The sequence below is a fragment of the Klebsiella sp. 2019SCSN059 genome (assembly GCF_021739525.1).
Taxonomy (GTDB): Bacteria; Pseudomonadota; Gammaproteobacteria; order Enterobacterales; family Enterobacteriaceae; genus Klebsiella; species Klebsiella quasipneumoniae.
Window position 1 is genome coordinate 49,133 of sequence record NZ_JAKKOM010000001.1, and the last position, 23,780, is coordinate 72,912.

Consider the following 23,780-nt stretch of genomic DNA (forward strand, 5'->3'; position numbering starts at 1 on the left):
TTCTCATTCCTCTTTGAGCATTCCATTCGGCAGCGGCAAGACTGCCATAATGTTCCGCTCGCGTCACTACCCGGACTGGCGAAACGCCGTCCTCCCTGACATAATCACTGTCCAAATAACCAGGGGGCAATGTGATCGACGATTTTGCAGCAGACGGCCAGCTAGCCAAAGCCATACCGGGATTTAAACCGCGCGAGCCGCAGCGCCAGATGGCGGTGGCGGTCAGCGAAGCGATTGAGGCCTCCCGGCCGCTGGTGGTGGAAGCGGGGACCGGAACCGGTAAAACCTACGCTTACCTGGCGCCGGCGCTGCGGGCGAAAAAAAAGGTGATTATCTCCACCGGGTCGAAAGCGCTGCAGGATCAGCTCTACAGCCGCGATCTGCCCACCGTCGCCAAAGCGCTCAAATTCACCGGCAAACTGGCGCTGCTAAAAGGGCGCTCCAACTACCTGTGCCTCGAACGCCTGGAACAGCAGGCGCTGGCGGGCGGCGATCTGCCGGTGCAAACCCTCAGCGACGTGATCCTCCTGCGCTCCTGGTCGAACCAAACCCAGGATGGCGATATCAGCACCTGCGCCAGCGTGGCGGAAGATTCCCAGGCCTGGCCGCTGGTCACCAGCACCAACGATAACTGCCTCGGCAGCGACTGCCCGCTGTATAAAGATTGCTTCGTGGTGAAGGCGCGTAAAAAAGCGATGGACGCCGACGTGGTGGTGGTCAACCATCATCTGTTTCTTGCCGATATGGTGGTCAAAGAGAGCGGCTTTGCCGAACTGATCCCCGAGGCGGAGGTGATGATCTTCGACGAAGCCCATCAGCTGCCGGATATCGCCAGCCAGTACTTTGGCCAGTCGCTCTCCAGCCGCCAGCTGCTGGATCTGGCGAAAGACATCACCATTGCCTACCGCACCGAACTGAAAGACACCCAGCAGCTGCAAAAATGCGCCGACCGCCTGGCGCAAAGCGCCCAGGATTTTCGCCTGCAGCTGGGGGACCCGGGCTACCGCGGCAACCTGCGCGAGCTGCTGGCGGACAGCCACATTCAGCGGGCGCTGCTGCTGCTCGATGATGCTCTTGAACTGTGTTACGACGTCGCCAAGCTCTCGCTGGGGCGCTCGGCGCTGCTCGACGCCGCCTTTGAGCGCGCCACGCTTTATCGCGGGCGTCTGAAGCGGCTGAAAGAGATCAATCAGCCGGGCTACAGCTACTGGTATGAGTGCACCTCGCGCCACTTTACCCTTGCGCTGACGCCGTTGACCGTGGCCGAGAAGTTTAAAGAGGTGATGGCGCAGAAGTCGGGAAGCTGGATCTTTACCTCGGCGACGCTGTCGGTAAATGACGATCTCCACCACTTCACCGCCCGGCTGGGGATCGACGAGGCGCAGACTCTGCTGCTGCCTAGCCCCTTTGACTATCAGCATCAGGCGCTGCTCTGCGTACCGCGTAATCTACCGCTGCCGAACCAGCCCGGCGCGGCGCGCCATCTGGCGGCCATGCTTAAACCGCTGATCGAGGCTAACGACGGTCGCTGCTTTATGCTGTGTACTTCGCACGCCATGATGCGCGATCTGGCGGAGCAGTTCCGCGCCACCATGACCCTGCCGGTGCTGCTGCAGGGCGAGACCAGTAAAGGCCAGCTGCTGCAGCAGTTCGTCAGCGCCGGCAACGCCCTGCTGGTGGCCACCAGCAGCTTCTGGGAAGGGGTCGATGTGCGCGGAGACGCGCTGTCGCTGGTGATCATCGATAAGCTGCCGTTTACCTCGCCGGATGACCCGCTGCTGAAAGCGCGGATGGAAGATTGCCGGCTACGCGGCGGCGATCCGTTCGATGAAGTGCAGCTCCCGGACGCGGTGATCACCCTCAAGCAGGGGGTGGGGCGGCTGATCCGCGATATCGACGACCGTGGGGTGCTGGTTATCTGTGACAATCGGCTGGTGATGCGCCCTTACGGCGCGGTGTTCCTGGCCAGCCTGCCGCCCGCGCCGCGGACCCGCGATATCCGCCGGGCGGTGCGCTTCCTCGCCGTGCCGCCGGCAAGGTAATCCGCCCTAAAATGTGTTAAGCTGCGCGCCATTTTGTTAATTAGCGGTTCCCACTAGACTTCGGGCGGTGTGGCGACGGATTGACCGTCTGCCGGTAAACAGGCTGCCTGAAGGCCTGAACTATGTAACGAGAGCGTGACCACCCATGCGAATTTTGGCTATCGATACCGCCACAGAGGCCTGCTCCGCGGCGCTGTGGAATGATGACACCCTTAGTGCTCATTTCGAAATTTGTCCCCGCGAACACACCCAACGTATCCTGCCGCTGGTGCAGGAGGTTCTCACCGAGAGCGGCACCACTCTGACCGACCTGGACGCGCTGGCCTTTGGCCGCGGCCCGGGCAGCTTTACCGGCGTGCGTATCGGCATCGGTATCGCCCAGGGGCTGGCGCTCGGCGCGGAGCTGCCGATGATCGGCGTTTCCACGCTGGCCACCATGGCGCAAGGCGCCTGGCGCAAAACCTGCGCCACCCGCGTGCTGGCGGCGATTGACGCCAGGATGGGTGAAGTCTACTGGGCTGAGTACCAGCGCGACGAGCAGGGCGTCTGGCACGGCGAAGAGACGGAAGCGGTGCTCAAACCGGACGCGGTGGCCGAACGGCTGGCGCAGCTTTCCGGCGAATGGGCCACCGTCGGCACCGGCTGGCAGGCGTGGCCGGATCTGGCGAAAGAGAGCGGACTGACCTTAAGCAGCGGCGAAATTGAACTGCCGGCGGCAGAGGATATGCTGCCGTTAGCCTGTTATCTGCTGGCGGCAGGGAAAACCGTGGCCGTGGAGAAAGCGGAGCCGGTTTATTTGCGTAACGAGGTGGCGTGGAAGAAACTTCCGGGCCGCGAGTGAATCTCAGTAACAAGAAGACTGAGAAAAGGAGTCGCATCATGGCGGGTCAAAAACAGGGCGTTCGCTGGCTGCTGGGCGCGGCGGTTGCCGTTGCGCTGAGCGGCTGCGTATCGGTGCCGGATGCCATCAAAGGCACCAGCCCCACGCCGCAGCAGGATTTGGTGCGGGTGATGAACGCCCCGCAGCTGTACGTTGGTCAGGAAGCGCGCTTTGGCGGCAAGGTGGTCAACGTGCAGAACCAGCAGGGTAAAACCCGCTTAGAAATCGCTACCGTGCCGCTGGACAGCGGTGCGCGGCCGGAACTGGGCGAACCCTCGCGCGGGCGAATCTTTGCCGATGTTAACGGCTTCCTCGATCCGGTGGACTTCCGGGGTCAGCTGGTGACCGTGGTCGGGCCGATTGCCGGGGTGGTCGATGGCAAAGTGGGTAGCACGCCCTACAAATTTATGCTGATGAACGCCACCGGCTACAAACGCTGGAACGTGGTGCAGCAGGTGGTGATGCCCCCGCAGCCCATCGACCCGTGGATGCTGGGTCCCCGCCCCTGGGGGTACGGCTATGGCGGATGGGGATGGTACAACCCCGGCCCTGCTGAGGTAAGAAACGTTGTAACTGAATGATTTTGTTGTTTTTGTTAGTTCAAAGAAACAGCGGCCAGTCCGCTGTTTCTTTGTTTTCAGTCGAATAAGAAAAAAAATAGTGACGCGCTTCGCAACCTGCTCATTGCCTAATTAATAAACTGGTACGCTGAGTTAATATAATGTTAACAAAATGTATTTCCCAGGGGCTGTGATGACGACGAATAACTATTTCAGAGGTGATGCAGTGAAAAAGGTTTGGCTAAACCGTTATCCCGCAGATGTTCCGGCGGAGATAAATCCTGACCGCTATCAATCCCTGGTTGAACTGTTTGAACATGCCACCACCCGCTACGCCGACCAACCGGCGTTTATCAATATGGGTGAAGTGATGACCTACCGTAAGCTGGAAGAGCGCAGTCGCGCCTTCGCCGCTTACCTTCAGGAGGGCTTAGGGTTACAGAAGGGCGATCGGGTGGCCCTGATGATGCCTAACCTGCTGCAGTATCCGGTGGCCCTGTTTGGCATCCTGCGCGCCGGGATGATCGTGGTCAACGTCAACCCCTTATATACCCCGCGTGAACTGGAGCATCAGCTCAACGACAGCGGCGCGGCGGCGATCGTCATCGTCTCCAACTTTGCCCATACCCTGGAAAAAGTGGTGGCGAAGACCCAGGTGAAACACGTGATCCTGACGCGCATGGGCGATCAGCTCTCCACCGCCAAAGGCACGCTGGTGAACTTTGTGGTCAAGTACATCAAGCGCCTGGTGCCGAAGTACCATCTGCCGGATGCCATCTCGTTTCGCAGCGCGCTGCAGCACGGCTATCGCATGCAGTACGTGAAGCCGGAGATCGTTGCGGAAGATCTGGCGTTTCTGCAGTACACCGGGGGCACTACCGGGGTGGCTAAAGGGGCGATGCTGACCCATCGCAACATGCTGGCCAACCTCGAGCAGGTCAATGCCACCTACGGCCCGCTGCTGCATCGCGGCAAAGAGTTCGTGGTGACCGCGCTGCCGCTGTATCACATTTTCGCCCTCACCATGAACTGCCTGCTGTTTATCGAGCTGGGCGGGCAGAATCTGCTGATCACCAACCCGCGCGACATACCCGGACTGGTGAAGGAGCTGGCGAAATATCCCTTTACCGCCATGACCGGGGTCAATACCCTGTTCAACGCCTTGCTGAACAACAAAGAGTTCCAGCAGCTTGATTTCTCCTCGCTGCACCTCTCCGCCGGCGGCGGCATGCCGGTGCAGCAGGCGGTGGCTGAGCGCTGGGTGAAACTGACCGGGCAATATCTGCTTGAGGGTTACGGACTGACCGAGTGTTCGCCGCTGGTCAGCGTCAACCCCCACGATATCGACTACCACAGCGGCAGCATTGGTCTGCCGGTGCCTTCCACCGAAGCCAAACTGGTGGATGATGACGATAACGAAGTGGCGCCGGGCCAGCCTGGCGAACTCTGTATCAAGGGGCCGCAGGTGATGCTGGGCTACTGGCAGCGACCTGACGCGACGGATGAGATCATCAAGAACGGCTGGCTGCACACCGGGGATATTGCGGTGATGGATGAAGAGGGGTTCCTGCGCATCGTCGATCGGAAAAAAGATATGATCCTGGTGTCGGGTTTTAACGTCTATCCGAATGAAATCGAAGATGTGGTCATGCAGCACAGCGGCGTGCTGGAGGTGGCGGCCATCGGCGTGCCGTCCGGCAGCAGCGGCGAAGCGGTGAAGATCTTCGTGGTGAAGAAAGATGCCGCGTTAACCGAAGAAGCGCTGATTACGTTCTGCCGACGCCATTTGACCGGCTATAAGGTGCCGAAACTGGTGGAATTCCGTGACGAACTGCCGAAATCCAACGTCGGGAAAATTTTGCGGCGAGAACTGCGTGACGAAGCGCGCGCTAAAGTGGACAATAAAGGCTGAGTAACGAATGAGTCGCCAGACGCCGGCTACGCCGGCGTTTTTTATGGGCGCAAGTTAAGAGAGTATGCTTTGAACTATCAGATGATCACCACCGACGATGGCCTGCGCGCTGTCTGCGAAGCGGCAAGCGCGGCCTCCGCCGTCGCTCTGGATACGGAATTTGTCCGTACCCGCACCTATTACCCGCAGCTGGGCCTGCTGCAGCTGTTCGACGGCCACCAGGTCTCTCTGATCGATCCCTTGACGATTAACGACTGGGCGCCGATGCGCGACCTGCTGCTCAACCCGGATGTGACCAAATATCTGCATGCCGGCAGCGAAGATTTAGAAGTCTTCCTCAACGCGTTCAACCTGATGCCGCAGCCGCTGATCGACACCCAGATCCTGGCGGCCTTCTGCGGTCGGCCGATGTCCTGGGGCTTTGCCTCGATGGTGGAAGAGTATTCCGGGGTCGCGCTGGACAAAAGCGAATCCCGCACCGACTGGCTGGCGCGACCGCTGACCGAGCGTCAGTGTGAATACGCTGCGGCCGACGTCTGGTACCTGCTGCCGATCGCCAGCCAATTAATGGCGGAGACCGATCGCGCGGGCTGGCTATCGGCGGCACTGGACGAATGCCGCCTGATGCAGCAGCGCCGTCAGGAGGTGGTCGACCCGGCCGAGGCCTGGCGCGATATCGGCAACGCCTGGCAGCTGCGTACCCGCCAGCTGGGCTGCCTGCAGCTGCTGGCGGAGTGGCGTCTGCGCAAAGCGCGTGAGCGCGACCTGGCGGTGAACTTTGTGGTGCGGGAAGAGCATCTGTGGAGCGTGGCGCGCTATATGCCCACCAGCCTCGGCGAGCTCGACAGCCTCGGGTTGTCCGGTAGCGAAATTCGCTTCCATGGCAAAACGCTGATCGGCCTGGTCGAGAAAGCCCAGGCGCTGCCGGAGTCGTCGCTGCCGGCGCCGCTGCAGAATCTGATCGACATGCCGGGCTACCGCAAAGCCTTTAAAGAGATTAAAGCGCTGGTGCAGGAAGTGAGCGCGGAGAAGGGCGTAAGCGCGGAGCTGCTGGCGTCGCGTCGACAGATCAACCAGCTGCTGAACTGGCACTGGCAGCTGAAAACGCAGGCCGCTGAGCCTGAGCTGATTTCCGGTTGGCGTGGTGAGCTGATGGGCGAACGGCTGAAGACGCTGTTAAACGACTATCCGCGCTAGCGGGCGGTCTGGTTCAGGCTATAAAAAAACCGGCGGCGCGTGGCGTAGCCGGTCTTTTTTCGGGATGGAACAGCAGGTCAGGGTTTCGACTCTTCCGTTTCGGGTAGGGTCACGTTCAGCTCAAGAATGGAAATATCACCGTCCCGTTGCTCCAGCTGCACGCTGACCATCTCCGGGTCGATCTGCACGTATTTGCAGATCACTTCCAGGATATCTTTGCGCAACTGCGGCAGGTAATGCGGCTCCGCGTCCCCGCGGCGGCGCTCGGCGACGATGATTTGCAGGCGTTCTTTCGCAATATTAGCCGTGTTCTTTTTTCGCGAGAGAAAAAAGTCGAGTAAAGCCATAATTTATCCTCCGAACAGGCGTTTGAGGAATCCTTTCTTCTCTTCTTCAATGAAGCGGAAAGGGCGTTCTTCTCCGAGCAGACGTTCAACGGTATCGGCATAGGCTTTGCCTGCGTCCGACGCGGCATCGAGGATCACGGGCTCACCCTGGTTGGATGCACGCAGGACTGACTGGTCTTCCGGGATCACGCCCACCAGGTTGATGCGCAGAATCTCCAGCACGTCTTCCATGCTCAGCATATCGCCTTTATTGACGCGGCCTGGATTGTAGCGGGTCAGCAGCAGGTGCTCTTTGATCGGCTCTTCGCCATTTTCCGCGCGGCGGGATTTGGAAGCGAGAATGCCAAGGATACGGTCGGAGTCGCGAACGGAGGAGACTTCCGGGTTGGTGGTGATAATGGCTTCATCAGCAAAATAGAGCGCCATCAGCGCACCGGTTTCAATGCCTGCCGGGGAATCACAGACGATGAAATCGAACTCCATCTTCTTCAGTTCTTCGAGAACTTTGTCGACGCCTTCGCGGGTCAGGGCGTCTTTATCCCGGGTCTGGGAAGCCGGGAGAATGTAGAGGTTTTCCGTGCGCTTATCTTTGATCAGCGCCTGGTTCAATGTGGCATCGCCCTGGATGACGTTGACGAAATCATAAACGACGCGACGTTCGCAGCCCATAATCAGGTCGAGGTTACGCAGGCCGATATCGAAGTCGATAACGACGGTTTTCTTTCCCTTCTGGGCCAAACCTGTAGCGATGGCCGCGCTGGAGGTGGTCTTGCCAACGCCCCCTTTACCCGAAGTCACAACAATAATGCGTGCCATAGAAATTCCTTGTTAAAAAGGGATTAATTTAACGGTTGAATTGTCAAAGCGCTTTCGCCTAAACGCAGGCGTGCCGCTTTGCCATAAAATTCGGCCGGGATGTTATCGCTCAGCCAATATTCCCCGGCGATGGAGACCAGCTCCGCCGCAAGGTGGGTACAAAATATCTGGGCGTCTCTGTCGCCACCGGCGCCTGCCAATGCGCGTCCTCGCATCATGCCATATACATGGATATTGCCGTCAGCGATAAGTTCCGCGCCGGCACTCACATGATTTGTAACAATAAGATCACAGTGTGGCGCATAAATGCGCTGACCGGAACGTACCGGCTGGTCAATCAAACGCGTTTTTGTGATCTGGTTAGCAACTGGCGGCGGCGGGGCAGGTTCGGACGGTGCCGGACGAGGGGCTTTTTCTTTCCCTTCGGTTAATAACGGGATACCGGCGCGGTCGATTTCGGTTTTCAGGCGCGGGATTTTGCATCCGCTGACGCCCATAATACGTAAACCGGTCGCGGCGATAGCCTCGTTGACGGCGCGCCATTCGACGCTCTCCTCGACGCTGGCGATATTCACCACCACCGGAGCATGGCGTAAAAAGGCGGGAGCCTGGGCGATTTTGTCTTCTAACGCCTGACGAATAACCTCGGGATTTGCATCGTGCAAATGAACGACAGATAACGTGAAGCTACTGCCTTTAAGTTCGATTGGCGTATTTGACATCCTGGCCTTACTCAATTTGCTGTTTATCGACCGCCGAAGTGCGGTGATATTCCGAAGACTAAAAGGCATGTTATAGTCACTCATATATTGAGGCAAGTGACCACGGGTCTAATTCCGAGTAAAACTATGTTTTGTGTGATCTATCGAAGTACTAAACGTGAACAAACCTATTTATACGTCGAAAAAAAGGACGATTTCTCACGCGTTCCTGACGAGCTGATGCGCGGCTTCGGCACGCCGCAAATGGCGATGCTGCTGCCGCTGGATGGGCGCAAAAAACTGGTTAACGCCGACCTCGAAAAAGTGAAACAGGCGTTAAGCGAACAGGGCTATTACCTGCAACTTCCTCCGCCGTCTGAAAATCTACTAAAGAAACACCTGGCGGAACAGGGGAAACAATCCGATTAACCCACGAGGGAAAATAATGTACCAACATCATAACTGGCAGGGAGCGCTCCTGGATTATCCGGTGAGCAAAGTGGTTTGCGTCGGCAGTAATTATGCAAAGCACATCAAGGAAATGGGCAGTGCGACGCCGGAAGAGCCGGTGCTGTTTATTAAACCTGAGAGCGCGCTGTGCGATCTCCGTCAGCCGTTGGTGCTTCCTGAGGGGCTGGGCTCGGTGCATCACGAAGTCGAGCTGGCGGTGCTGATCGGCGGTACGCTGCGTCAGGCGACGGAAGAGCATGTGCAGAAAGGGATTGCCGGCTATGGCGTCGCATTGGATCTCACCCTGCGCGACCTGCAGGCGAAGATAAAAAAGGCCGGGCAGCCGTGGGAAAAAGCCAAAGGCTTCGATAACGCCTGTCCGATCTCCGGCTTTATTCCGGCCGCCGAGTTCCACGGTGACCCGCAGAATACGCCGTTAAGCCTGAAGATTAACGGCGAGGTGCGCCAGCAGGGCACTACCGCCGACATGATCCATAAGATCGTGCCGCTGATCGCCTATATGTCGCGCTTCTTTACTCTCAAAGCCGGGGACGTGATCCTCACCGGCACCCCGGAAGGGGTAGGGCCGCTGCACAGCGGCGACGAGCTGGTGGTCGGCTTCAACGGCCTGTCGCTCACCACCCGGGTACTGTAAGCGTGGTTTGCCGCCTTTTGGGGCGGCAAAACTTGCATCGTCGTGCCAGACTGGTTATAAGGTGCACCCTTAACTGGCAACGACGGACACTTCGATGAGCGAACAACCTTTCTGGCAACAAAAAACCCTGGATGACATGACCGACGCGGAGTGGGAATCGCTGTGTGACGGTTGCGGCCAGTGCTGCCTGCATAAGCTGATGGATGAAGATACCGATGAGATCTACTTCACCAACGTCGCCTGCCGTCAGCTCAATATCAAAACCTGCCAGTGCCGTAACTACGAGCGTCGCTTCGAATATGAGCCGGACTGTATCAAGCTCACGCGCGAAAATCTGCCGACTTTCGAATGGCTGCCGCCAACCTGCGCCTATCGCCTGCTGGCGGAAGGCAAGCCTCTGCCGGCCTGGCACCCGCTGCTGACCGGCTCAAAAGCGGCGATGCACGGCGAACGCATCTCCGTCCGTCATATTGCGGTGCCCGAGTCCACCGTTGTCGACTGGCAGGACCACATCCTTAATCTGCCTGACAGGGCGCGGTAAGCGCCGTCACGCTTTTTTCGCGTGGAACAGCCCGTTTTCACCGTCGGTTTCATCCGCCACCCAGAAGTGAATATTGAAGCGGGCATCGTCGCTGAGTTCGACGCGGTGCCAGTACTGCGGCGGACTGGTGGCAAACTGCCCGGCATGAATGACGACTTTTTTCTCCGGCTCCGTCGCCTGTTCATTGGCAAAACCGTAATAGGTCACCGTACCTTCCATGACGCACAGCTGACCGAAGACGCCGGCTGCGGTGTTGTGGTGGCTCAGCAGGGCGGCGGGGACGTTCTCTTTGGTAAAGAACGGGGTGGAGCGTTTAACTTTCCAGTCTGCGGGGATCAGTAAAGATGACATGTGAGCTCCTGTGGGGCTATATAAGATGTATTTAATATGCATCTTTTGATGGCCGTGGTCAACCGCAGACAGGAAACGATTCAGCGATGAACAGCAGGCACAAAAAAACGCCCCGGAGGGCGTTTCATGATGCGCGGGACTCACAGCGGCTTAGCGGCCAAACAGATCGCGCTTTTTCGCTTTAAAAGGCTGAGCAACGATCACCAGGATAGCCACCACCAGATAGGCCGCGAAAATGCCCACCAGCCATTGCGGCATCTCCAGCGACAGGAACTGCCACTGGCGTACCGAACAGTCGCCGGACGCGACAAACACCTGCGGCAACCATTTATCCAGCGGCAGCCAGCTCGGGAAGCGGGCGGCGAAATCACAGGTCTGGAACGGCGATGGGTGCAACTGGATCATCGTATGTTCCCACGCCAGCTGCAGCCCACGTACCGCGCTGTACAGCCAAATCAGCATGGCGACATAGCGCAGCGGCGTTTTGGGGGCAATGGCGCCCACCAGCCCCGCGCCCATGATGCCAAACAGGGCGCAGCGTTCATAAATGCACATCACACACGGCTGCAGCAGCATCACGTGCTGGAACCACAGCGCGACGAGTTCGAGAATGAACGCGGTCAATGCCATCAGGAGCCAGGCGCCGCGTCCCCGCGAGCACTGGTTTAAATATTGCAACATAATCATTTCCCTGGAAGATGCTAAATCATGGCAGTGTAAACGAAAACCGAACCGACGCCAGCGGCCCGGCGGAAAATATTACGTAACTGGTTATTGAATCGCCCGGGCGAACCCGGGCGACGGGTGGATCAGGGCAGGGTGGGGGTAACCAGCCAGCCGTGAGCCAGCAACCATTCGGTGACCGGCATCAGGGTGAACTCGACGCACAGCAGGCCGACCAGCGTCAGCACGAGGGTGTAGGGCAGAGCCATCCACACCATGCGGCCATAGGAGAGCCGGATAAGCGGCGCCAGCGCGGAAGTCAGCAGGAAGAGGAATGCCGCCTGGCCGTTCGGGGTGGCCACTGACGGCAGGTTGGTGCCGGTGTTGATCGCCACCGCCAGCATCTCAAACTGCTTCAGGCTGATGGCGCCATGCTCGAGGGCGGTTTTCGCTTCGTTGATGTAGACCGTACCGACAAAAACGTTATCCGAGATGGACGACAGCAGGCCGTTAAACAGATAAAACAGCGACAGCTGCGCGTGCGGCGAGGCCTGCAGAACAAACTCGATGACCGGCGTGAACAGCTGCTGGTCGATGATCACCGCCACGACGGCAAAGAATACCGTCAGCAGCGCGGTGAAGGGCAACGCCTCGGTGAACGCCTTGCCAATCGCATGTTCATCGGTCACGCCGGTAAAGGTGGTAGCGAGAATGATCACCGACAGGCCAATGAGGCCGACTTCGGCAAGGTGCAATGCGAGGGCTGCGATCAGCCAGACGCCAATCAGCGCCTGGGCAATCAGCCGCAGCCGTTCCTGACGACTGCGCTGCGCGCGGCTGCGATCGTCAAAGTCCTGCAGCACCTTTCGGACCGTCGGCGGCAGCGGTTCGCCGTAGCCAAACAGGCGATACTTTTCCACCAGCAGACAGGTCAGCAGCCCGCAGACCAGCACCGGCAGCGTGATGGGCGACATGCGAATGAAGAATTCGCCAAAATGCCAGCCCGCCGCTTTGGCGATAATCAAGTTTTGCGGCTCGCCGACCATGGTCATGACGCCGCCGAGCGCGGTACCGACGCCGGCGTGCATCATCAGGCTGCGCAGAAAACCGCGGAACTGCTCCAGCACCTCGCGGTAGTGCTGATCGATATGGCTGTCGTCCTGCACATCGCTATCGTCGGGGCGCGCCGAGGCGACGCGGTGATAGATGCCGTAAAACCCGACGGCGACGCTAATCACCACCGCCACCACGGTGAGCGCATCGAGAAAGGCGGAGAGGAAGGCGGCGGCCAGGCAGAAGGCCAGCGACAGCAGCATTTTGCTGCGGATGCCGAGCAGCAGGCGCGTAAAGACGAAGAGCAGCAGCTGCTTCATAAAGTAGATGCCCGCCACCATGAACATCAGCAGGAGCAGCACTTCCAGGTTGCTGGCGATCTCTTCCCGCACATGACCCGGGCTGGTCATGCCGATCAGCACCGCTTCAAATGCCAGCAGCCCCCCCGGCAGCAGTGGATAGCACTTCAGCGCCATGGCGAGGGTAAAGATAAACTCAACCACCAGCAGCCAGCCGGCGACAAACGGCGCTAAGGCGAACACCAGCGGATTGATGATTAAGAAAATAATTAATGCCAGCTTGTACCAGTCAGGCGACTGGCCAAGAAAATTGCGCCACAGCGCGCGGCCATAAGAAATTTCCACGACAGAATCCTTCCCCGTCAATTAGTACATGATTTTGTGCGTAACGATTGGCAAGAGTATCAGCTGAGCAAAATGAGAAGCAACTTTCTTCGCAGCGCGGCGGCGGTTACGGGCGAGAAGGAAAAGCGTAAAGTAAAAACGGAAAATGAAACGGCGATCCCTTTTTAATTCACTTGCGATGCTATCTGCGCTATAGCGGCTCTGGTATGATGAGTGCAATTGCAACAATGTGTAATGGAAATATTATTATGGTCATTAAGGCGCAGAGCCCTGCGGGTTTCGCGGAAGAGTATATCATTGAGAGCATCTGGAATAACCGCTTCCCACCTGGATCGATTCTCCCCGCTGAACGCGAGCTTTCTGAGCTGATCGGTGTCACCCGCACCACTCTGCGCGAAGTGTTGCAGCGTCTGGCGCGTGACGGCTGGTTGACCATTCAGCACGGCAAACCCACCAAAGTGAACAACTTCTGGGAGACCTCCGGGCTGAATATCCTTGAAACGCTGGCGCGTCTGGATCACGACAGCGTCCCGCAGCTGATTGATAACCTGCTCTCCGTGCGCACCAATATTTCCACGATTTTTATTCGCACCGCGTTCCGTCAGCATCCGGATAAAGCGCTGGCGGTGCTGGACAGCGCCCGGGAAGTGGAAGATCACGCCGACGCCTTCGCCGACCTCGATTACAACATTTTCCGCGGTCTGGCGTTCGCCTCCGGCAATCCGATCTATGGTCTGATCCTCAACGGCATGAAGGGGCTGTATACCCGCATTGGCCGCCACTATTTCTCCAGCCCGGAAGCGCGCAGCCTGGCGCTGGGCTTTTATCATCAGCTGGCGAAGGTGTGCGAAGGCGGCCTGCACGATCAGGTGTATGAGCTGGTTCGTCGCTACGGCCATGACAGCGGCGAGATCTGGCACCGGATGCAGAAATCGCTGCCCGGCGATTTAGCCATGAATGTGCGTTAAGCTGGCTTTTCGCCATCGATAAACACAATAAGGGGGCCGATGGCCCCCTTCGTCGTTTTATACGTCCCGTAAAGCTATAGCGCGTTCGGCCGCGCCGGGCAGCGGTCCAGTAGCTCAATGCTGCCGTCGGCGTTCTGCTGCTCCAGCAGCACATCGAACCCCCACAGACGATGCACATGTTTCAGCACTTCGCGCCGCCCTTTGTCCAGCGGGACGCGGTTGTGCGGCACATAGCGCAACGTCAGCGAGCGGTCGCCGCGCAGGTCAACGTTCCACACCTGGATATTCGGCTCAAGATTGCTGAGGTTATATTGCGCTGAGAGCTTGTTGCGGATCTCGCGATAGCCCTCTTCGTTGTGGATCGCCGAGATCTCGAGATAATTGTTGTGGTCGTCGTCGAGCACGGTGAAGAAGCGGAAATCGCGCATGATCTTCGGCGACAGGAACTGGCTGATAAAGCTCTCATCCTTGAAGTCGCGCATGGCGAAATGCAGCGTTTCCAGCCAGTCGGAACCGGCGATATCCGGGAACCAGTACTTGTCCTCTTCGGTGGGCGACTGGCAGATGCGCTTGATGTCCTGGAACATGGCGAAGCCCAGCGCGTAGGGGTTAATCCCACTGTACCACGGACTGTTGTATGGCGGCTGGAACACCACGTTCGTGTGGCTGTGGAGAAACTCCAGCATAAAGCGCTCGGTCACTTTCCCTTCGTCATAGAGATGATTGAGGATGGTGTAGTGCCAGAAGGTGGCCCACCCCTCGTTCATCACCTGGGTCTGTTTCTGCGGGTAGAAATACTGGCTGACTTTGCGCACGATGCGCAGGATCTCGCGCTGCCACGATTCCAGCAGCGGGGCGTTCTTCTCCATAAAGTACAGCAGGTTCTCCTGCGGTTCGGAAGGGTAGCGGCGGGCGGACTCAATCGCCTTCTCCTCTTCGCGCTTCGGCAGGGTGCGCCACAGCATATTCACCTGGCTCTGCAGATACTCTTCCCGGCTTTTCTGCCGCGCCTTCTCCTCCTGCAGAGAGATTTTTTGCGGACGTTTATAGCGGTCGACGCCGTAGTTCATCAGCGCATGGCAGGAGTCGAGCAGTTTCTCCACTTCGTCGACGCCATAGCGTTCTTCGCACTCGGTAATGTATTTGCGGGCGAAGATCAGGTAATCGATGATTGAGCTGGCGTCGGTCCAGCTGCGAAACAGGTAATTGTTTTTAAAGAACGAGTTATGCCCGTAGCAGGCGTGCGCCATCACCAGCGCCTGCATGGTGATGGTGTTTTCTTCCATCAGGTAGGCGATACAGGGGTTGGAGTTGATGACAATCTCATACGCCAGGCCCTGCTGGCCGTGCTTATAGGCCTGCTCGGTCTCAATGAATTTTTTGCCGAACGACCAGTGCGGATAGTTGATGGGCATGCCGACGCTGGAGTAGGCGTCCATCATCTGCTCGGAAGTAATGACTTCGATCTGGTGCGGGTAGGTGTCAAGACGATAGAGCTTAGCGACCCGGTCCACTTCGGCCAGGTAGGTCTCCAGTAACTCAAACGTCCAGTCGGGTCCATCGCTTAAACGGGTGGTGTCCCTGTTCATGGAGTCAATCGTAGCCATTAGCGCGCCCTCGTTGTTGTTGGTTTTCTCTGAACGGAAAACCTCTAAACAAGCATAGAACACCGCACAGCAAACTGTGTTGTCAGCCAATCGCTTTTCTTCGCGATTTACCCATCTCAAAGCCGTTTTTTGCGCTTATTTACAGAATATAATGCTGGGTAAAAATAAAGCGCAGCATGAGATCGTAAATCTCGCAGCGCAGGGCTGGTGCGGTTTGCTGTGAGTTAAGTCACCATAAATAAAGCGTATGTTGAATAATATTTTCATCTGAGTTATCAATTTGTAATTAGATGATTGTTCTTTAACTGTTACGGAGTCGCTATGCGTGTCGTCATACTGGGAAGTGGGGTGGTTGGGGTAGCCAGCGCGTGGTATTTGAGTCAGGCGGGTCATGAGGTGACGGTTATCGACCGTCAGCCCGGTCCGGCAGAGGAGACCAGCGCGGCCAACGCCGGGCAGATTTCTCCCGGCTATGCGGCGCCCTGGGCGGCGCCGGGGGTGCCGCTGAAGGCGATAAAATGGATGTTCCAGCGCCATGCGCCGCTGGCGATCGGCCTTGACGGCACGTCGTTCCAGCTGAAGTGGATGTGGCAGATGCTGCGCAACTGCGACACCCGCCACTATATGGAGAACAAAGGCCGGATGGTGCGCCTGGCGGAGTACAGCCGTGACTGCCTGAAGGCGCTGCGCGACACCACCGGCATTCAGTATGAAGGGCGTCAGGGCGGGACGCTGCAGCTGTTCCGTACCGCCAAACAGTATGAAAACGCCACCCGCGACATCGCGGTGCTGGAGGACGCCGGCGTGCCGTATCAGCTGCTGGAGGCGAAGCGGCTGGCGGAAGTGGAGCCTGCGCTGGCGGAGGTCAGCCACAAACTGACCGGCGGCCTGCGTCTGCCAAACGATGAAACCGGCGACTGCCAGCTGTTTACCACCCGTCTGGCGGCGATGGCGGAACAGGCCGGGGTCACCTTCCGCTTCAATACCCCGGTGGACGCCCTGCTGCAGGAGGGCGATCGCATTGCCGGGGTGAAATGCGGCGATGAGATTATCAAAGGCGACGCCTATGTGATGGCCTTCGGCTCCTACTCGACGGCGATGCTCAAGGGGCTGGTGGATATTCCGGTCTACCCGCTGAAAGGCTATTCATTAACCATCCCGATTGCCCAGGAAGACGGCGCGCCGGTTTCCACTATCCTTGATGAGACGTATAAAATCGCCATCACCCGTTTCGATCAGCGTATTCGCGTCGGCGGTATGGCCGAGATCGTCGGTTTTAACAAAGCGCTGCTGCAGCCGCGTCGGGAAACTCTGGAGATGGTGGTGCGCGACCTGTTCCCCCGCGGCGGCCACGTTGAGCAGGCCACCTTCTGGACCGGCCTGCGGCCGATGACGCCGGACGGCACGCCGGTGGTCGGGCGCACGGCGTTTAAAAACCTGTGGCTCAACACCGGTCACGGTACCCTCGGCTGGACCATGGCCTGCGGCTCAGGGCAGCTGATCAGCGATTTGATCTCCGGCCGCACGCCGGCGATCCCTTACGACGATCTGGCGGTCGCCCGCTACAGCCCCGGGTTCACCCCGGCGCGTCCGCAGCATCTGCATGGCGCACACAACTAAGGAGCTTGCATGACCCGTCCGGTAGTGGCCAGCATCGACCTGCTGGCCTTGCGGCAGAATTTACAGATAGTGCGTCGCGCGGCCCCCGGGTCGCGCCTGTGGGCGGTGGTCAAAGCTAATGCTTATGGCCATGGCGTGGCGCGGGTATGGAGTGCGTTGAGCGCGGCGGATGGTTTCGCCTTGCTCAACCTGGAAGAGGCGATCCTGCTGCGCGAGCAGGGCTGGAAAGGTCCGATCCTGCTGCTGGAGGGCTTCTTCCATGCCGATGAGCTGGCGGTGCTGGATCAATATCGCTTAACCACCAGCGTTCACAGCAACTGGCAGATTAAGGCGCTGCAGCAGGCGAAGCTGCGCGCGCCGCTGGATATCTATCTCAAGGTGAACAGCGGCATGAACCGGCTGGGCTTTATGCCGGAGCGGGTGCATACCGTCTGGCAGCAGCTGCGGGCGATAAGCAATGTCGGCGAGATGACGCTGATGTCGCACTTCGCGGAGGCGGAGAACCCGCAGGGGATTGTCGAGCCGATGCGCCGTATTGAACAAGCGGCGGAGGGACTGGATTGCCCGCGCTCGCTGGCCAACTCGGCGGCGACCCTCTGGCATCCGGAAGCGCATTTTGACTGGGTTCGACCGGGCATCGTGCTGTATGGCGCGTCGCCCTCAGGGCAGTGGCAGGACATCGCGAACACCGGCCTGAAGCCGGTGATGGCCCTGCGCAGCGAAATCATCGCCGTGCAGAACCTGCGCCCCGGCGAGGCGATCGGCTATGGCGGCCTGTATCGCACCACTCAGGAGCAGCGGATCGGCATTGTCGCCTGCGGCTATGCCGACGGCTATCCGCGGGTGGCGCCGAGCGGCACGCCGGTGCTGGTGGACGGCGTGCGGACTACCACCGTCGGGCGCGTGTCGATGGATATGCTGGCGGTCGATTTAACCCCCTGTCCGCAGGCCGGGATTGGCGCGCCGGTCGAACTGTGGGGCAAAGAGATTAAAATCGACGACGTGGCGGCCAGCTGCGGCACCGTCGGCTATGAGCTGATGTGCGCCCTGGCGCCGCGGGTGCCGGTTGTGACCCTGTAACGTATTCCGGGGCGGATCACTCCGCCGATCACATATGCCAGTATTTCAATAAGTTACTGAAATACTGGCATTTCGATAACCTCAAACTACCCGCCAAAACCCGCCCTAACTCGGCGGGTGTGGACACTTTGTGGATCTCTATCAGGAGCCAAATTTTGCCACTAAAAAGGTGATGAGTGCTGAAAGAATGCCGACAGCAACAGGCACCACAACACTACCCCATTTCCAGCGAGCCTTATCCTCAAGCTTGTCAAAGCGTTTATCCAGCGCTTCGATAAACTCGTTTTTAACATTAACAATATCTAATTTAAGTTCGCTCTTCGTATTAGAAATTTCGGATTTCAGGCCCAACATTTCTGCCTTCAGTTCACCTTTAAGCTCTGACAAATCTGCCTTTGTGACAAACTGCTCTGAACGCTCTGTCAGCCTTACAAGGTCGAGCTTGACTGTGGACATACCGTCTTCGAGTTTTTCTACACGTTTTTCAAGATTGTCAGACATGCCATCGCCTCCATCCCCGTCTTTCTTCCATGGTACATCATTTGTGCTATTGGAGCGGCGAAACTCAGAAACACTACTCATCGTTTTGTGCTCCTTTAGGGTTTTGATCTTCAAACCACTTAAGGACAGCACTGGCACGATATAAGCTCAGATGACCGCAATTGAGGCAATTCACCATGTAATAGCTTTTTCTAAGTCCGGCGATCGTATTCAGGTTACCAAATGCAACATATTGGACATATTGTACTGATTGAGCATCTTCAATCATGCCTCGCTCAGCTTCTCCAAGAGATTCAAAGTTTTCGGGAAAACTATCGGTTTTTATGTAACCAGTCTGTGGAACAGATAATTTATCTGAACCGCAAGCCAGACAATGCCCAGAAATTCTTTTTTCTGAAAGATACTTAAATAACATCTCTGCATCTATAGTTCTAAGACGACTACGATACTTATCTGTTACTTCTTGTTCATCACCGTTAAGAAGGTCGATTTTGGACTTGAGTTTTTCTTCATAAAATTGTTTTAGAAGAAAATCTCGCAATTCTTTCTCTGTCGGTTCTTTCATATCCATTTTAGTTCTCCAGAGGGTTAAATCGCACGGCATCCTGTAGGTAATCTGGCGCAAGATGCGCGTATACCATTGTTTGCTGTATGTTCGAGTGACCCAGTATTTTTTGCAGGGTCAGAATATTGCCGCCATTCATCATGAAATGGCTGGCGAAGGTATGCCGCAGAACATGAACCCCCTGGCCGTCCGGTAGATCCGGAGCCACCTGCTTGATCGTCCGGCGAAGCAGTTCGTAATCCACGTCCGCAAAAATATCGCCCGTTCCCCGCTCGCACAGCTCATCAAACAGCATATTGCTAACGGGCACAGTTCTGTTTTTGCTGTTCTTGGTGTTAATAAACATCGCTTTTGAATGAGCAAGGTGTGTTCGCCTTAGCTTCACGACCTCACCCCAGCGAGCACCGGTCGCCAGACTTAATCGTGCCGCGAGGTTTTCCGGCTCGGGCAGGGTAGCCAGCAGCTGCTTAATCTGCGACTTCAGCAGATAACCCATTTCATGCGCGTGTACTTTTAGTGGCGAGATGCCTTTAAAGGGGTTCTCGTGGTGATAATTCCCGGTCTCAATGAGGGTACCGAACAGTGACGATAGCGTTTCCTGTTCGCGGTTCAGTGTCTTGGCCTTAATGCCGGCAGCGTAGCGACCAGCGCGATAATCAGCCCAGGTGCTTTTATTTACCTTGTCGGTGGTGGGATACCCCATAGCCTCATCAACACGCTCAAGCTTACGGCGGGTACTTTCGCCTGATTTCATGGTCTGGCCTTTGATGCGCCACCAAAGCTCAATAAGTTCGGAGAACGGACGCTTGTCGGGGGCTCTATCCAGCCATTCTTTCCCGTGTTGTGAGGACAGGATCCAGCGCTCATATTGTTGCGCTTCGGATTTGGTTGGGAATTTTTTGCGTATACGCCGGCCTTCACGACCCTGCGGACGCATATCAACCATATAGCCATCTTTAAGAGATTTAATACTCACCAGAAAATCCCCCTCTCATGACAGATCCCACCTTTGCCCCATCTTTCCATTATATTTAAAGCAGTTAGCCAACCTTTTTCGCGCTTCGGCGGCTCGATGTTCCGTCTTGCCCATCAGGGGAGAGAGCCGGAGCTATCTGACCGGATGCTTCATTGGTTTCATCGCTCATTAGCCACAAGGTGTATTTTTTGAAGGACTCGTGAGTTGTGATTTTTCTCAGCGTAACTCCGCCAGGCTCCATTATCCCAACCTCATATTTCTTAATCGTGCTTATGGAAATACCTGTTAAATCGGCGAATTTTGCCTGACTTAAACCCTCTGCTTCCCTGATCAGCTTTAGTTTCTCACTTAGCTCGCTTGACATGGTTCATTCCTATGATCTAAAGTTGGTTCATGTTAATGAACCAATAAAACCCCAAACTACCCAAACAAGGCAGGATAACACATGGCAAGAAACGCAAGAAGAGCCACTACGCCACCTGAAATCAGGGATTTGCCGGGTGATTACCCATTTGGCGATCGTGTTTCTGAGTCCCTGGCCGACTACGCGAAGCGCACTGGCCTAACGCTGAAGGCAGTTCAACATCGCGCAGACGATGGCCGTTTACCGATCATTCAGGCGCGCCCACGAGCAAAGCGGGAAGTTAACCTGCTCGCCATCTACATGAACGCCCGCTACAAAGCCGAGCGCTTTGTTGAGTCAATGAACTAAAGGGGATAGTCATGCAGAAAGGGAGTGGAATTACGCGCGATAACTTACCCAAGGTTACCTGGATAAATAAGCACGCCGGAATTTGTTGCGGCTTCACCATCCGTGTATTACCGCGCAGGGTAGGTAAGAAGCGTTATCAAATTATGAAAGATGGTGATTCTTTCGGAATTGACTTTGCTTTATCGGAAGCGCGCAAAACGATAGATCGCATTATTACCAATCACCGCTTTATTAATCATTGGGAGAACGGGAAATGAAACGCCTTTATGCTGAGCAGATTAATAAAATGCTGGAAGATTATTATTTCAATCTGGAAAACAACCCGCAAGGCCGTGAGTCGCATTACGGTGTATTAGCCAGTGGCGTCCAGCATATTTATGGTGCCGCCTTCTGCATGAATGATGACGACGCACTTAGTGATCTGCGCCCGTTCGATAGCGCGATCATGAATGGCGAGATACCGTCTCCAGCCGCGATAGAGCTTGCTGTATGAGTATCTTCAGCGAAGAGAGAACATCATGGGAACGTGAAATGCTGATCCGCGAGGCGATAGAAAACGCTGAGCAGGGTTTCACTGTCCACCTGAGAAATGGTGCGCGTATTACTGTCAGCTCTAACAGCCCGTCGATTGACTTAATTATTTACGGTCTGGAAAAAACCATTCGCGGTAATCATGAGCGCGCACGAATGACCTTTATTGATTTTATGTATTACTGGCACGAAAGGTTATTCAAGCAGGTTAAAAGAAAGCCGCGACCTAACCACTAATTAATCAGCGTCAAAAATAACGGCATTTATTTTGCCGGGGATTCGTTTTGCCTTTTTCAGGAGGTCGCCATGTCGATCACGTCAATAAAACTGGATGGCGGACTTAGCGATCCAGAGTTTGTGGAAATAAGCGCCAACGCACGGAAACACGAACGCGCGCACCTGCTGGGCTTACTGCGTATTTATGTCGGCCAGCTGAAAAAGGAAAGCGCCACCCCGGACGAGATTTATCAATCAATCGAGCGGTGGATCAGCAGCCGCGAACTTCCAATCAGTGAGGGTATTAAACAATGAACCACTTAATGATCGATATTGAAACGCTCAGCAACCGACCGAACGCGGTGATTTGCGCGATTGGTGCGGTGTTCTTCGAGCCATCAACCGGGAAGATCGGCCCGTCGTTCTATCAGACCATTGATCCGCGCACCTCGCAGAGCCGTGGCGCGGATATCTCCGCCGACACGGTGATGTGGTGGCTCAGGCAGGATAAAGAACCAATCAGCGAGCTGGTAGGCGCGAAGTCGCATGAAATTGAGGTGATGCTGGATTTCGCCAAATTCATTGAAGGCGCATTCCCTGAAACCAAGAAAAAGAATCTGAAGGTGTGGTGCAAGGGCGGTTCGTTTGATTTCCCGATCCTCAAATCTGCATTTGAACGCTCATCGCTCGAAGGCGTTTCCATGCTACCGTGGCTTTATTGGAATGAATGCTGCTTCCGCTCGCTGCTTACAGTGGCCGGAGCTATCGGTTACGCCCCCCATCCGCGCCGCTCAGTTGCACACAACGCCTTAACCGACGCTATCTATCAGGCCGAGCAGGTTTGCGAGATCTGGCAGCGCCTGACCTCCCCGCACCTCGAATCATTGTGAGGCGCGCAATGACTAAATCACCTATCAAATGGGCTGGCGGCAAAACCCGCGTCATGCCGCAGCTGCTGATGCAACTGCCGAAAGCCGATTGTTTAATCGAGCCGTTCGTTGGCAGCGGTACCGTGTTTATGAACACGGAATACCGCCGTTACATCCTCTGCGATAGCAATCGCGCGCTGATCAATTTCTTTCGTGTGCTGACTTCCAACACCGAGCGACTGATTGATACCGCTCGCGGAATGTTCCTGGGTGGCAATAACGAAGAGCAATATTACAAGCGCCGTGCGCTATTTAACTCCATGCAGTGGAGCGATACGGGCAAGGCTGATACTGCTTTACTTTATGCCGCTTTGTTTCTGTATCTGAACCGACATTGCTTTAACGGGATATATCGCGTCAATCAGATGGGTGATCATAACGTCCCGTTCGGGAAATATGGCGCACCTTACCTTCCGGCTGACGAGATGCGCCGCTTTGCCGAAAAGGCCAACGACACAAAAGCCGTTTTCATTGATGGCGATTTTCGTCACACCATCCCTCACGTTATGCAGCTGGCATATGACGCGGTTATTTACTGCGACCCCCCCTACATTCCAGCCAGCAAGACAGCCAACTTCACTGCCTACGGCAAGCCATTTACCCTGGACGATCACCGCGACCTGGTTGCAACCCTGCTCGATGCTCATCGCCAGCACGGCACCCGCGCGGTGATATCCAACAGCGACACCCCGGAAACCCGCGAGATCTACTCCGCTTTCAATCTCCACGCCTTCAGCGTTCGCCGCTCTGTCAGCGCCAAAAGCCGCGATATGGCCGGTGAAGTGATCGGCGTTCTTCGCGGCGATGTGGGTCGCAACTCTGGCGCATATGGAGCTTGGACGAGCACCATTGAAAATCTGCGGCCGGCGGCGATATGGATCGGGTTTGACCTGGCCGCCGGATTCGATAACGGGGAGCCATCTGATGAACACGCTTGATGCCGTTGTGACGCGAGTTTTGGACGTTCGTCCATATCGCCATTTCTGGATCGTCGAGGTGGAGGTGTTGAGCTGGGGCAGATACAGCAACACAACCATCATCCGCGATAGCGAAAAAGAAGCCCGCCAGGTTCAACCCGGCGACACGGTAACGATCTGAGGATCCGCAAATGAACGAAGAAACCAATTACCGCCGGTTCTGGCGAAACCTTGTGATCTGCTGTGCGCTTTGCTCGCTGTTGTTCTGGATCCCGATGGGCTATCTCGCCTTTCGTGTTGGCTCTGTGGTCTGGGATGCGCTGTGGTCTCTTATAAAAATGTAGTG

General features: G+C 56.5%; 32 protein-coding genes. 21 read left to right on the top strand and 11 right to left on the bottom strand.

The genetic code is table 11. The features are described from left to right. Positions 1–131 precede the first annotated feature (131 nt). The 5 genes from L2I46_RS00255 (at position 132) to rnd (ending at position 6,591) form a co-directional block, all read left to right on the top strand. Positions 132–2,042: an ATP-dependent DNA helicase gene (locus L2I46_RS00255; protein ID WP_004175456.1), complete on the top strand. Its 1,911-nt coding sequence runs from the start codon at positions 132–134 to the stop codon at positions 2,040–2,042. A gap of 145 nt (positions 2,043–2,187) precedes the next feature. Next, the gene (gene tsaB, locus L2I46_RS00260; protein WP_236947453.1) at positions 2,188–2,883 is read left to right on the top strand and encodes a tRNA (adenosine(37)-N6)-threonylcarbamoyltransferase complex dimerization subunit type 1 TsaB; all 696 of its coding nucleotides are present in this window, start codon (positions 2,188–2,190) and stop codon (positions 2,881–2,883) included. A 38-nt stretch (positions 2,884–2,921) separates the two neighbouring features. After that, positions 2,922–3,503, top strand: a complete 582-nt coding sequence (locus L2I46_RS00265) for a Slp family lipoprotein (RefSeq protein WP_023290212.1) — start codon at positions 2,922–2,924, stop codon at positions 3,501–3,503. 205 nt (positions 3,504–3,708) lie between these two features. Then, a complete protein-coding gene (gene fadD / locus L2I46_RS00270) occupies positions 3,709–5,394 on the top strand; it encodes a long-chain-fatty-acid--CoA ligase FadD (protein WP_085551111.1) in 1,686 nt (561 codons plus the stop codon). A gap of 81 nt (positions 5,395–5,475) precedes the next feature. Next, a complete protein-coding gene (gene rnd, locus L2I46_RS00275) occupies positions 5,476–6,591 on the top strand; it encodes a ribonuclease D (protein WP_072420787.1) in 1,116 nt (371 codons plus the stop codon). 77 nt (positions 6,592–6,668) lie between these two features. On the opposite strand, the gene minE is transcribed toward rnd, so the two are convergent. Genes minE through minC form a run of 3 tightly spaced genes read right to left on the bottom strand, consistent with a single transcriptional unit; the run spans position 6,669 to position 8,476 of the window. After that, positions 6,669–6,938 (bottom strand): cell division topological specificity factor MinE, encoded by a 270-nt coding sequence (gene minE / locus L2I46_RS00280; RefSeq protein ID WP_004103270.1) that lies wholly within the window; start codon positions 6,936–6,938, stop codon positions 6,669–6,671. Positions 6,939–6,941: 3 nt separating this feature from the next. Then, positions 6,942–7,754 (bottom strand): septum site-determining protein MinD, encoded by an 813-nt coding sequence (gene minD, locus L2I46_RS00285; protein WP_002910900.1) that lies wholly within the window; start codon positions 7,752–7,754, stop codon positions 6,942–6,944. A 23-nt stretch (positions 7,755–7,777) separates the two neighbouring features. Then, positions 7,778–8,476 (bottom strand): septum site-determining protein MinC, encoded by a 699-nt coding sequence (minC, locus tag L2I46_RS00290; RefSeq protein WP_023290209.1) that lies wholly within the window; start codon positions 8,474–8,476, stop codon positions 7,778–7,780. A gap of 126 nt (positions 8,477–8,602) precedes the next feature. On the opposite strand from minC, the gene L2I46_RS00295 reads away from it, so the two are divergent. From L2I46_RS00295 to L2I46_RS00305, 3 genes are all read left to right on the top strand, one after another. Further along, positions 8,603–8,884 (top strand): YcgL domain-containing protein, encoded by a 282-nt coding sequence (locus tag L2I46_RS00295; RefSeq protein ID WP_004203320.1) that lies wholly within the window; start codon positions 8,603–8,605, stop codon positions 8,882–8,884. A 16-nt stretch (positions 8,885–8,900) separates the two neighbouring features. Continuing rightward, the gene (locus L2I46_RS00300; protein ID WP_236947454.1) at positions 8,901–9,560 is read left to right on the top strand and encodes a fumarylacetoacetate hydrolase family protein; all 660 of its coding nucleotides are present in this window, start codon (positions 8,901–8,903) and stop codon (positions 9,558–9,560) included. A gap of 94 nt (positions 9,561–9,654) precedes the next feature. Next, positions 9,655–10,101 (top strand): YcgN family cysteine cluster protein, encoded by a 447-nt coding sequence (locus L2I46_RS00305; RefSeq protein WP_017900197.1) that lies wholly within the window; start codon positions 9,655–9,657, stop codon positions 10,099–10,101. Positions 10,102–10,107: 6 nt separating this feature from the next. Here the strand turns inward: L2I46_RS00305 and L2I46_RS00310 are convergent, their stop codons facing one another. The 3 genes from L2I46_RS00310 to nhaB all read right to left on the bottom strand — a co-directional run bounded on the left by L2I46_RS00310 (position 10,108) and on the right by nhaB (position 12,812). Then, a complete protein-coding gene (locus L2I46_RS00310; protein WP_032453353.1) occupies positions 10,108–10,452 on the bottom strand; it encodes a DUF1971 domain-containing protein in 345 nt (114 codons plus the stop codon). A 150-nt stretch (positions 10,453–10,602) separates the two neighbouring features. Then, on the bottom strand, positions 10,603–11,133 hold the full coding sequence (dsbB, locus tag L2I46_RS00315; RefSeq protein ID WP_004203315.1) for a disulfide bond formation protein DsbB: 531 nt from the start codon (positions 11,131–11,133) through the stop codon (positions 10,603–10,605). Between the two features lie 128 nt (positions 11,134–11,261). After that, positions 11,262–12,812 (bottom strand): sodium/proton antiporter NhaB, encoded by a 1,551-nt coding sequence (nhaB, locus tag L2I46_RS00320; protein ID WP_032453352.1) that lies wholly within the window; start codon positions 12,810–12,812, stop codon positions 11,262–11,264. Positions 12,813–13,060: 248 nt separating this feature from the next. Here nhaB and fadR point away from each other — a divergent pair, with 248 nt between their 5' ends. Continuing rightward, positions 13,061–13,780, top strand: coding sequence for a fatty acid metabolism transcriptional regulator FadR (fadR, locus tag L2I46_RS00325; protein WP_004203311.1), 720 nt, complete (start codon positions 13,061–13,063; stop codon positions 13,778–13,780). A 74-nt stretch (positions 13,781–13,854) separates the two neighbouring features. Here fadR and L2I46_RS00330 read toward each other — a convergent pair whose 3' ends face one another. Then, positions 13,855–15,387, bottom strand: coding sequence for a SpoVR family protein (locus L2I46_RS00330; RefSeq protein WP_004203310.1), 1,533 nt, complete (start codon positions 15,385–15,387; stop codon positions 13,855–13,857). Positions 15,388–15,463: 76 nt separating this feature from the next. On the opposite strand from L2I46_RS00330, the gene L2I46_RS00335 reads away from it, so the two are divergent. From L2I46_RS00335 to dadX, 3 genes are all read left to right on the top strand, one after another. After that, complete coding sequence (locus L2I46_RS00335) at positions 15,464–15,610, top strand: hypothetical protein (protein ID WP_065805731.1); 147 nt, start codon at positions 15,464–15,466, stop codon at positions 15,608–15,610. A 98-nt stretch (positions 15,611–15,708) separates the two neighbouring features. Continuing rightward, on the top strand, positions 15,709–17,007 hold the full coding sequence (locus L2I46_RS00340) for a D-amino acid dehydrogenase (protein WP_044523951.1): 1,299 nt from the start codon (positions 15,709–15,711) through the stop codon (positions 17,005–17,007). Positions 17,008–17,016: 9 nt separating this feature from the next. Continuing rightward, the gene (dadX, locus tag L2I46_RS00345; RefSeq protein WP_023290204.1) at positions 17,017–18,087 is read left to right on the top strand and encodes a catabolic alanine racemase DadX; all 1,071 of its coding nucleotides are present in this window, start codon (positions 17,017–17,019) and stop codon (positions 18,085–18,087) included. A gap of 141 nt (positions 18,088–18,228) precedes the next feature. On the opposite strand, the gene L2I46_RS00350 is transcribed toward dadX, so the two are convergent. The 4 genes from L2I46_RS00350 to L2I46_RS00365 form a co-directional block, all read right to left on the bottom strand. After that, on the bottom strand, positions 18,229–18,669 hold the full coding sequence (locus L2I46_RS00350; protein ID WP_101837125.1) for a DUF1640 domain-containing protein: 441 nt from the start codon (positions 18,667–18,669) through the stop codon (positions 18,229–18,231). After that, positions 18,662–19,159 carry a hypothetical protein gene (locus L2I46_RS00355; RefSeq protein ID WP_130973333.1) on the bottom strand — a complete coding sequence of 166 codons (498 nt, stop codon included), beginning with the start codon at positions 19,157–19,159 and terminating at the stop codon, positions 18,662–18,664. Before L2I46_RS00355 ends, L2I46_RS00350 begins: the two co-directional genes overlap by 8 nt. A 1-nt stretch (position 19,160) precedes the next feature. Continuing rightward, a complete protein-coding gene (locus tag L2I46_RS00360; RefSeq protein ID WP_130973332.1) occupies positions 19,161–20,129 on the bottom strand; it encodes a phage integrase in 969 nt (322 codons plus the stop codon). Positions 20,130–20,193: 64 nt separating this feature from the next. Further along, the gene (locus tag L2I46_RS00365) at positions 20,194–20,493 is read right to left on the bottom strand and encodes a helix-turn-helix transcriptional regulator (RefSeq protein ID WP_130973331.1); all 300 of its coding nucleotides are present in this window, start codon (positions 20,491–20,493) and stop codon (positions 20,194–20,196) included. An 81-nt stretch (positions 20,494–20,574) separates the two neighbouring features. Here L2I46_RS00365 and L2I46_RS00370 point away from each other — a divergent pair, with 81 nt between their 5' ends. The 9 genes from L2I46_RS00370 (at position 20,575) to L2I46_RS00410 (ending at position 23,778) form a co-directional block, all read left to right on the top strand. After that, positions 20,575–20,841 (top strand): hypothetical protein, encoded by a 267-nt coding sequence (locus tag L2I46_RS00370; protein ID WP_032737939.1) that lies wholly within the window; start codon positions 20,575–20,577, stop codon positions 20,839–20,841. A gap of 11 nt (positions 20,842–20,852) precedes the next feature. Next, complete coding sequence (locus L2I46_RS00375; protein WP_153649039.1) at positions 20,853–21,098, top strand: DUF4761 domain-containing protein; 246 nt, start codon at positions 20,853–20,855, stop codon at positions 21,096–21,098. Then, the gene (locus L2I46_RS00380) at positions 21,095–21,334 is read left to right on the top strand and encodes a hypothetical protein (protein WP_236947455.1); all 240 of its coding nucleotides are present in this window, start codon (positions 21,095–21,097) and stop codon (positions 21,332–21,334) included. The genes L2I46_RS00375 and L2I46_RS00380 overlap by 4 nt, the downstream gene beginning before the upstream one ends. Positions 21,335–21,336: 2 nt before the next feature. Continuing rightward, the gene (locus tag L2I46_RS00385; protein WP_094905273.1) at positions 21,337–21,609 is read left to right on the top strand and encodes a hypothetical protein; all 273 of its coding nucleotides are present in this window, start codon (positions 21,337–21,339) and stop codon (positions 21,607–21,609) included. A gap of 69 nt (positions 21,610–21,678) precedes the next feature. Further along, a complete protein-coding gene (locus L2I46_RS00390) occupies positions 21,679–21,903 on the top strand; it encodes a hypothetical protein (protein ID WP_040209795.1) in 225 nt (74 codons plus the stop codon). 8 nt (positions 21,904–21,911) lie between these two features. Then, positions 21,912–22,478 (top strand): 3'-5' exonuclease, encoded by a 567-nt coding sequence (locus L2I46_RS00395; RefSeq protein WP_226330312.1) that lies wholly within the window; start codon positions 21,912–21,914, stop codon positions 22,476–22,478. A gap of 8 nt (positions 22,479–22,486) precedes the next feature. Next, the gene (locus L2I46_RS00400) at positions 22,487–23,455 is read left to right on the top strand and encodes a DNA adenine methylase (protein ID WP_137915870.1); all 969 of its coding nucleotides are present in this window, start codon (positions 22,487–22,489) and stop codon (positions 23,453–23,455) included. Further along, positions 23,442–23,615, top strand: a complete 174-nt coding sequence (locus L2I46_RS00405; protein ID WP_023279599.1) for a hypothetical protein — start codon at positions 23,442–23,444, stop codon at positions 23,613–23,615. Before L2I46_RS00400 ends, L2I46_RS00405 begins: the two co-directional genes overlap by 14 nt. Positions 23,616–23,625: 10 nt before the next feature. Further along, on the top strand, positions 23,626–23,778 hold the full coding sequence (locus tag L2I46_RS00410; protein ID WP_153649041.1) for a hypothetical protein: 153 nt from the start codon (positions 23,626–23,628) through the stop codon (positions 23,776–23,778). Positions 23,779–23,780: the final 2 nt, after the last annotated feature.

What these genes read in the sequence shown, in the direction of transcription:
- L2I46_RS00405 (WP_023279599.1), top strand. Translation starts at nt 23,442, where the DNA reads ATGAACACGCTTGATGCCGTTGTGACGCGAGTTTTGGACGTTCGTCCA.
- L2I46_RS00395 (WP_226330312.1), top strand. Translation starts at nt 21,912, where the DNA reads ATGATCGATATTGAAACGCTCAGCAACCGACCGAACGCGGTGATTTGC.
- dsbB (WP_004203315.1), bottom strand. Translation starts at nt 11,133, where the DNA reads ATGTTGCAATATTTAAACCAGTGCTCGCGGGGACGCGGCGCCTGGCTC.
- L2I46_RS00370 (WP_032737939.1), top strand. Translation starts at nt 20,575, where the DNA reads ATGGCAAGAAACGCAAGAAGAGCCACTACGCCACCTGAAATCAGGGAT.
- L2I46_RS00330 (WP_004203310.1), bottom strand. Translation starts at nt 15,387, where the DNA reads ATGGCTACGATTGACTCCATGAACAGGGACACCACCCGTTTAAGCGAT.
- L2I46_RS00375 (WP_153649039.1), top strand. Translation starts at nt 20,853, where the DNA reads ATGCAGAAAGGGAGTGGAATTACGCGCGATAACTTACCCAAGGTTACC.
- rnd (WP_072420787.1), top strand. Translation starts at nt 5,476, where the DNA reads ATGATCACCACCGACGATGGCCTGCGCGCTGTCTGCGAAGCGGCAAGC.
- L2I46_RS00380 (WP_236947455.1), top strand. Translation starts at nt 21,095, where the DNA reads ATGAAACGCCTTTATGCTGAGCAGATTAATAAAATGCTGGAAGATTAT.
- minD (WP_002910900.1), bottom strand. Translation starts at nt 7,754, where the DNA reads ATGGCACGCATTATTGTTGTGACTTCGGGTAAAGGGGGCGTTGGCAAG.
- tsaB (WP_236947453.1), top strand. Translation starts at nt 2,188, where the DNA reads ATGCGAATTTTGGCTATCGATACCGCCACAGAGGCCTGCTCCGCGGCG.
- L2I46_RS00305 (WP_017900197.1), top strand. Translation starts at nt 9,655, where the DNA reads ATGAGCGAACAACCTTTCTGGCAACAAAAAACCCTGGATGACATGACC.
- L2I46_RS00340 (WP_044523951.1), top strand. Translation starts at nt 15,709, where the DNA reads ATGCGTGTCGTCATACTGGGAAGTGGGGTGGTTGGGGTAGCCAGCGCG.
- minC (WP_023290209.1), bottom strand. Translation starts at nt 8,476, where the DNA reads ATGTCAAATACGCCAATCGAACTTAAAGGCAGTAGCTTCACGTTATCT.
- L2I46_RS00310 (WP_032453353.1), bottom strand. Translation starts at nt 10,452, where the DNA reads ATGTCATCTTTACTGATCCCCGCAGACTGGAAAGTTAAACGCTCCACC.
- L2I46_RS00390 (WP_040209795.1), top strand. Translation starts at nt 21,679, where the DNA reads ATGTCGATCACGTCAATAAAACTGGATGGCGGACTTAGCGATCCAGAG.
- L2I46_RS00295 (WP_004203320.1), top strand. Translation starts at nt 8,603, where the DNA reads ATGTTTTGTGTGATCTATCGAAGTACTAAACGTGAACAAACCTATTTA.
- L2I46_RS00300 (WP_236947454.1), top strand. Translation starts at nt 8,901, where the DNA reads ATGTACCAACATCATAACTGGCAGGGAGCGCTCCTGGATTATCCGGTG.
- L2I46_RS00265 (WP_023290212.1), top strand. Translation starts at nt 2,922, where the DNA reads ATGGCGGGTCAAAAACAGGGCGTTCGCTGGCTGCTGGGCGCGGCGGTT.
- minE (WP_004103270.1), bottom strand. Translation starts at nt 6,938, where the DNA reads ATGGCTTTACTCGACTTTTTTCTCTCGCGAAAAAAGAACACGGCTAAT.
- L2I46_RS00400 (WP_137915870.1), top strand. Translation starts at nt 22,487, where the DNA reads ATGACTAAATCACCTATCAAATGGGCTGGCGGCAAAACCCGCGTCATG.
- L2I46_RS00350 (WP_101837125.1), bottom strand. Translation starts at nt 18,669, where the DNA reads ATGAGTAGTGTTTCTGAGTTTCGCCGCTCCAATAGCACAAATGATGTA.
- dadX (WP_023290204.1), top strand. Translation starts at nt 17,017, where the DNA reads ATGACCCGTCCGGTAGTGGCCAGCATCGACCTGCTGGCCTTGCGGCAG.
- L2I46_RS00410 (WP_153649041.1), top strand. Translation starts at nt 23,626, where the DNA reads ATGAACGAAGAAACCAATTACCGCCGGTTCTGGCGAAACCTTGTGATC.
- L2I46_RS00355 (WP_130973333.1), bottom strand. Translation starts at nt 19,159, where the DNA reads ATGGATATGAAAGAACCGACAGAGAAAGAATTGCGAGATTTTCTTCTA.
- fadR (WP_004203311.1), top strand. Translation starts at nt 13,061, where the DNA reads ATGGTCATTAAGGCGCAGAGCCCTGCGGGTTTCGCGGAAGAGTATATC.
- L2I46_RS00365 (WP_130973331.1), bottom strand. Translation starts at nt 20,493, where the DNA reads ATGTCAAGCGAGCTAAGTGAGAAACTAAAGCTGATCAGGGAAGCAGAG.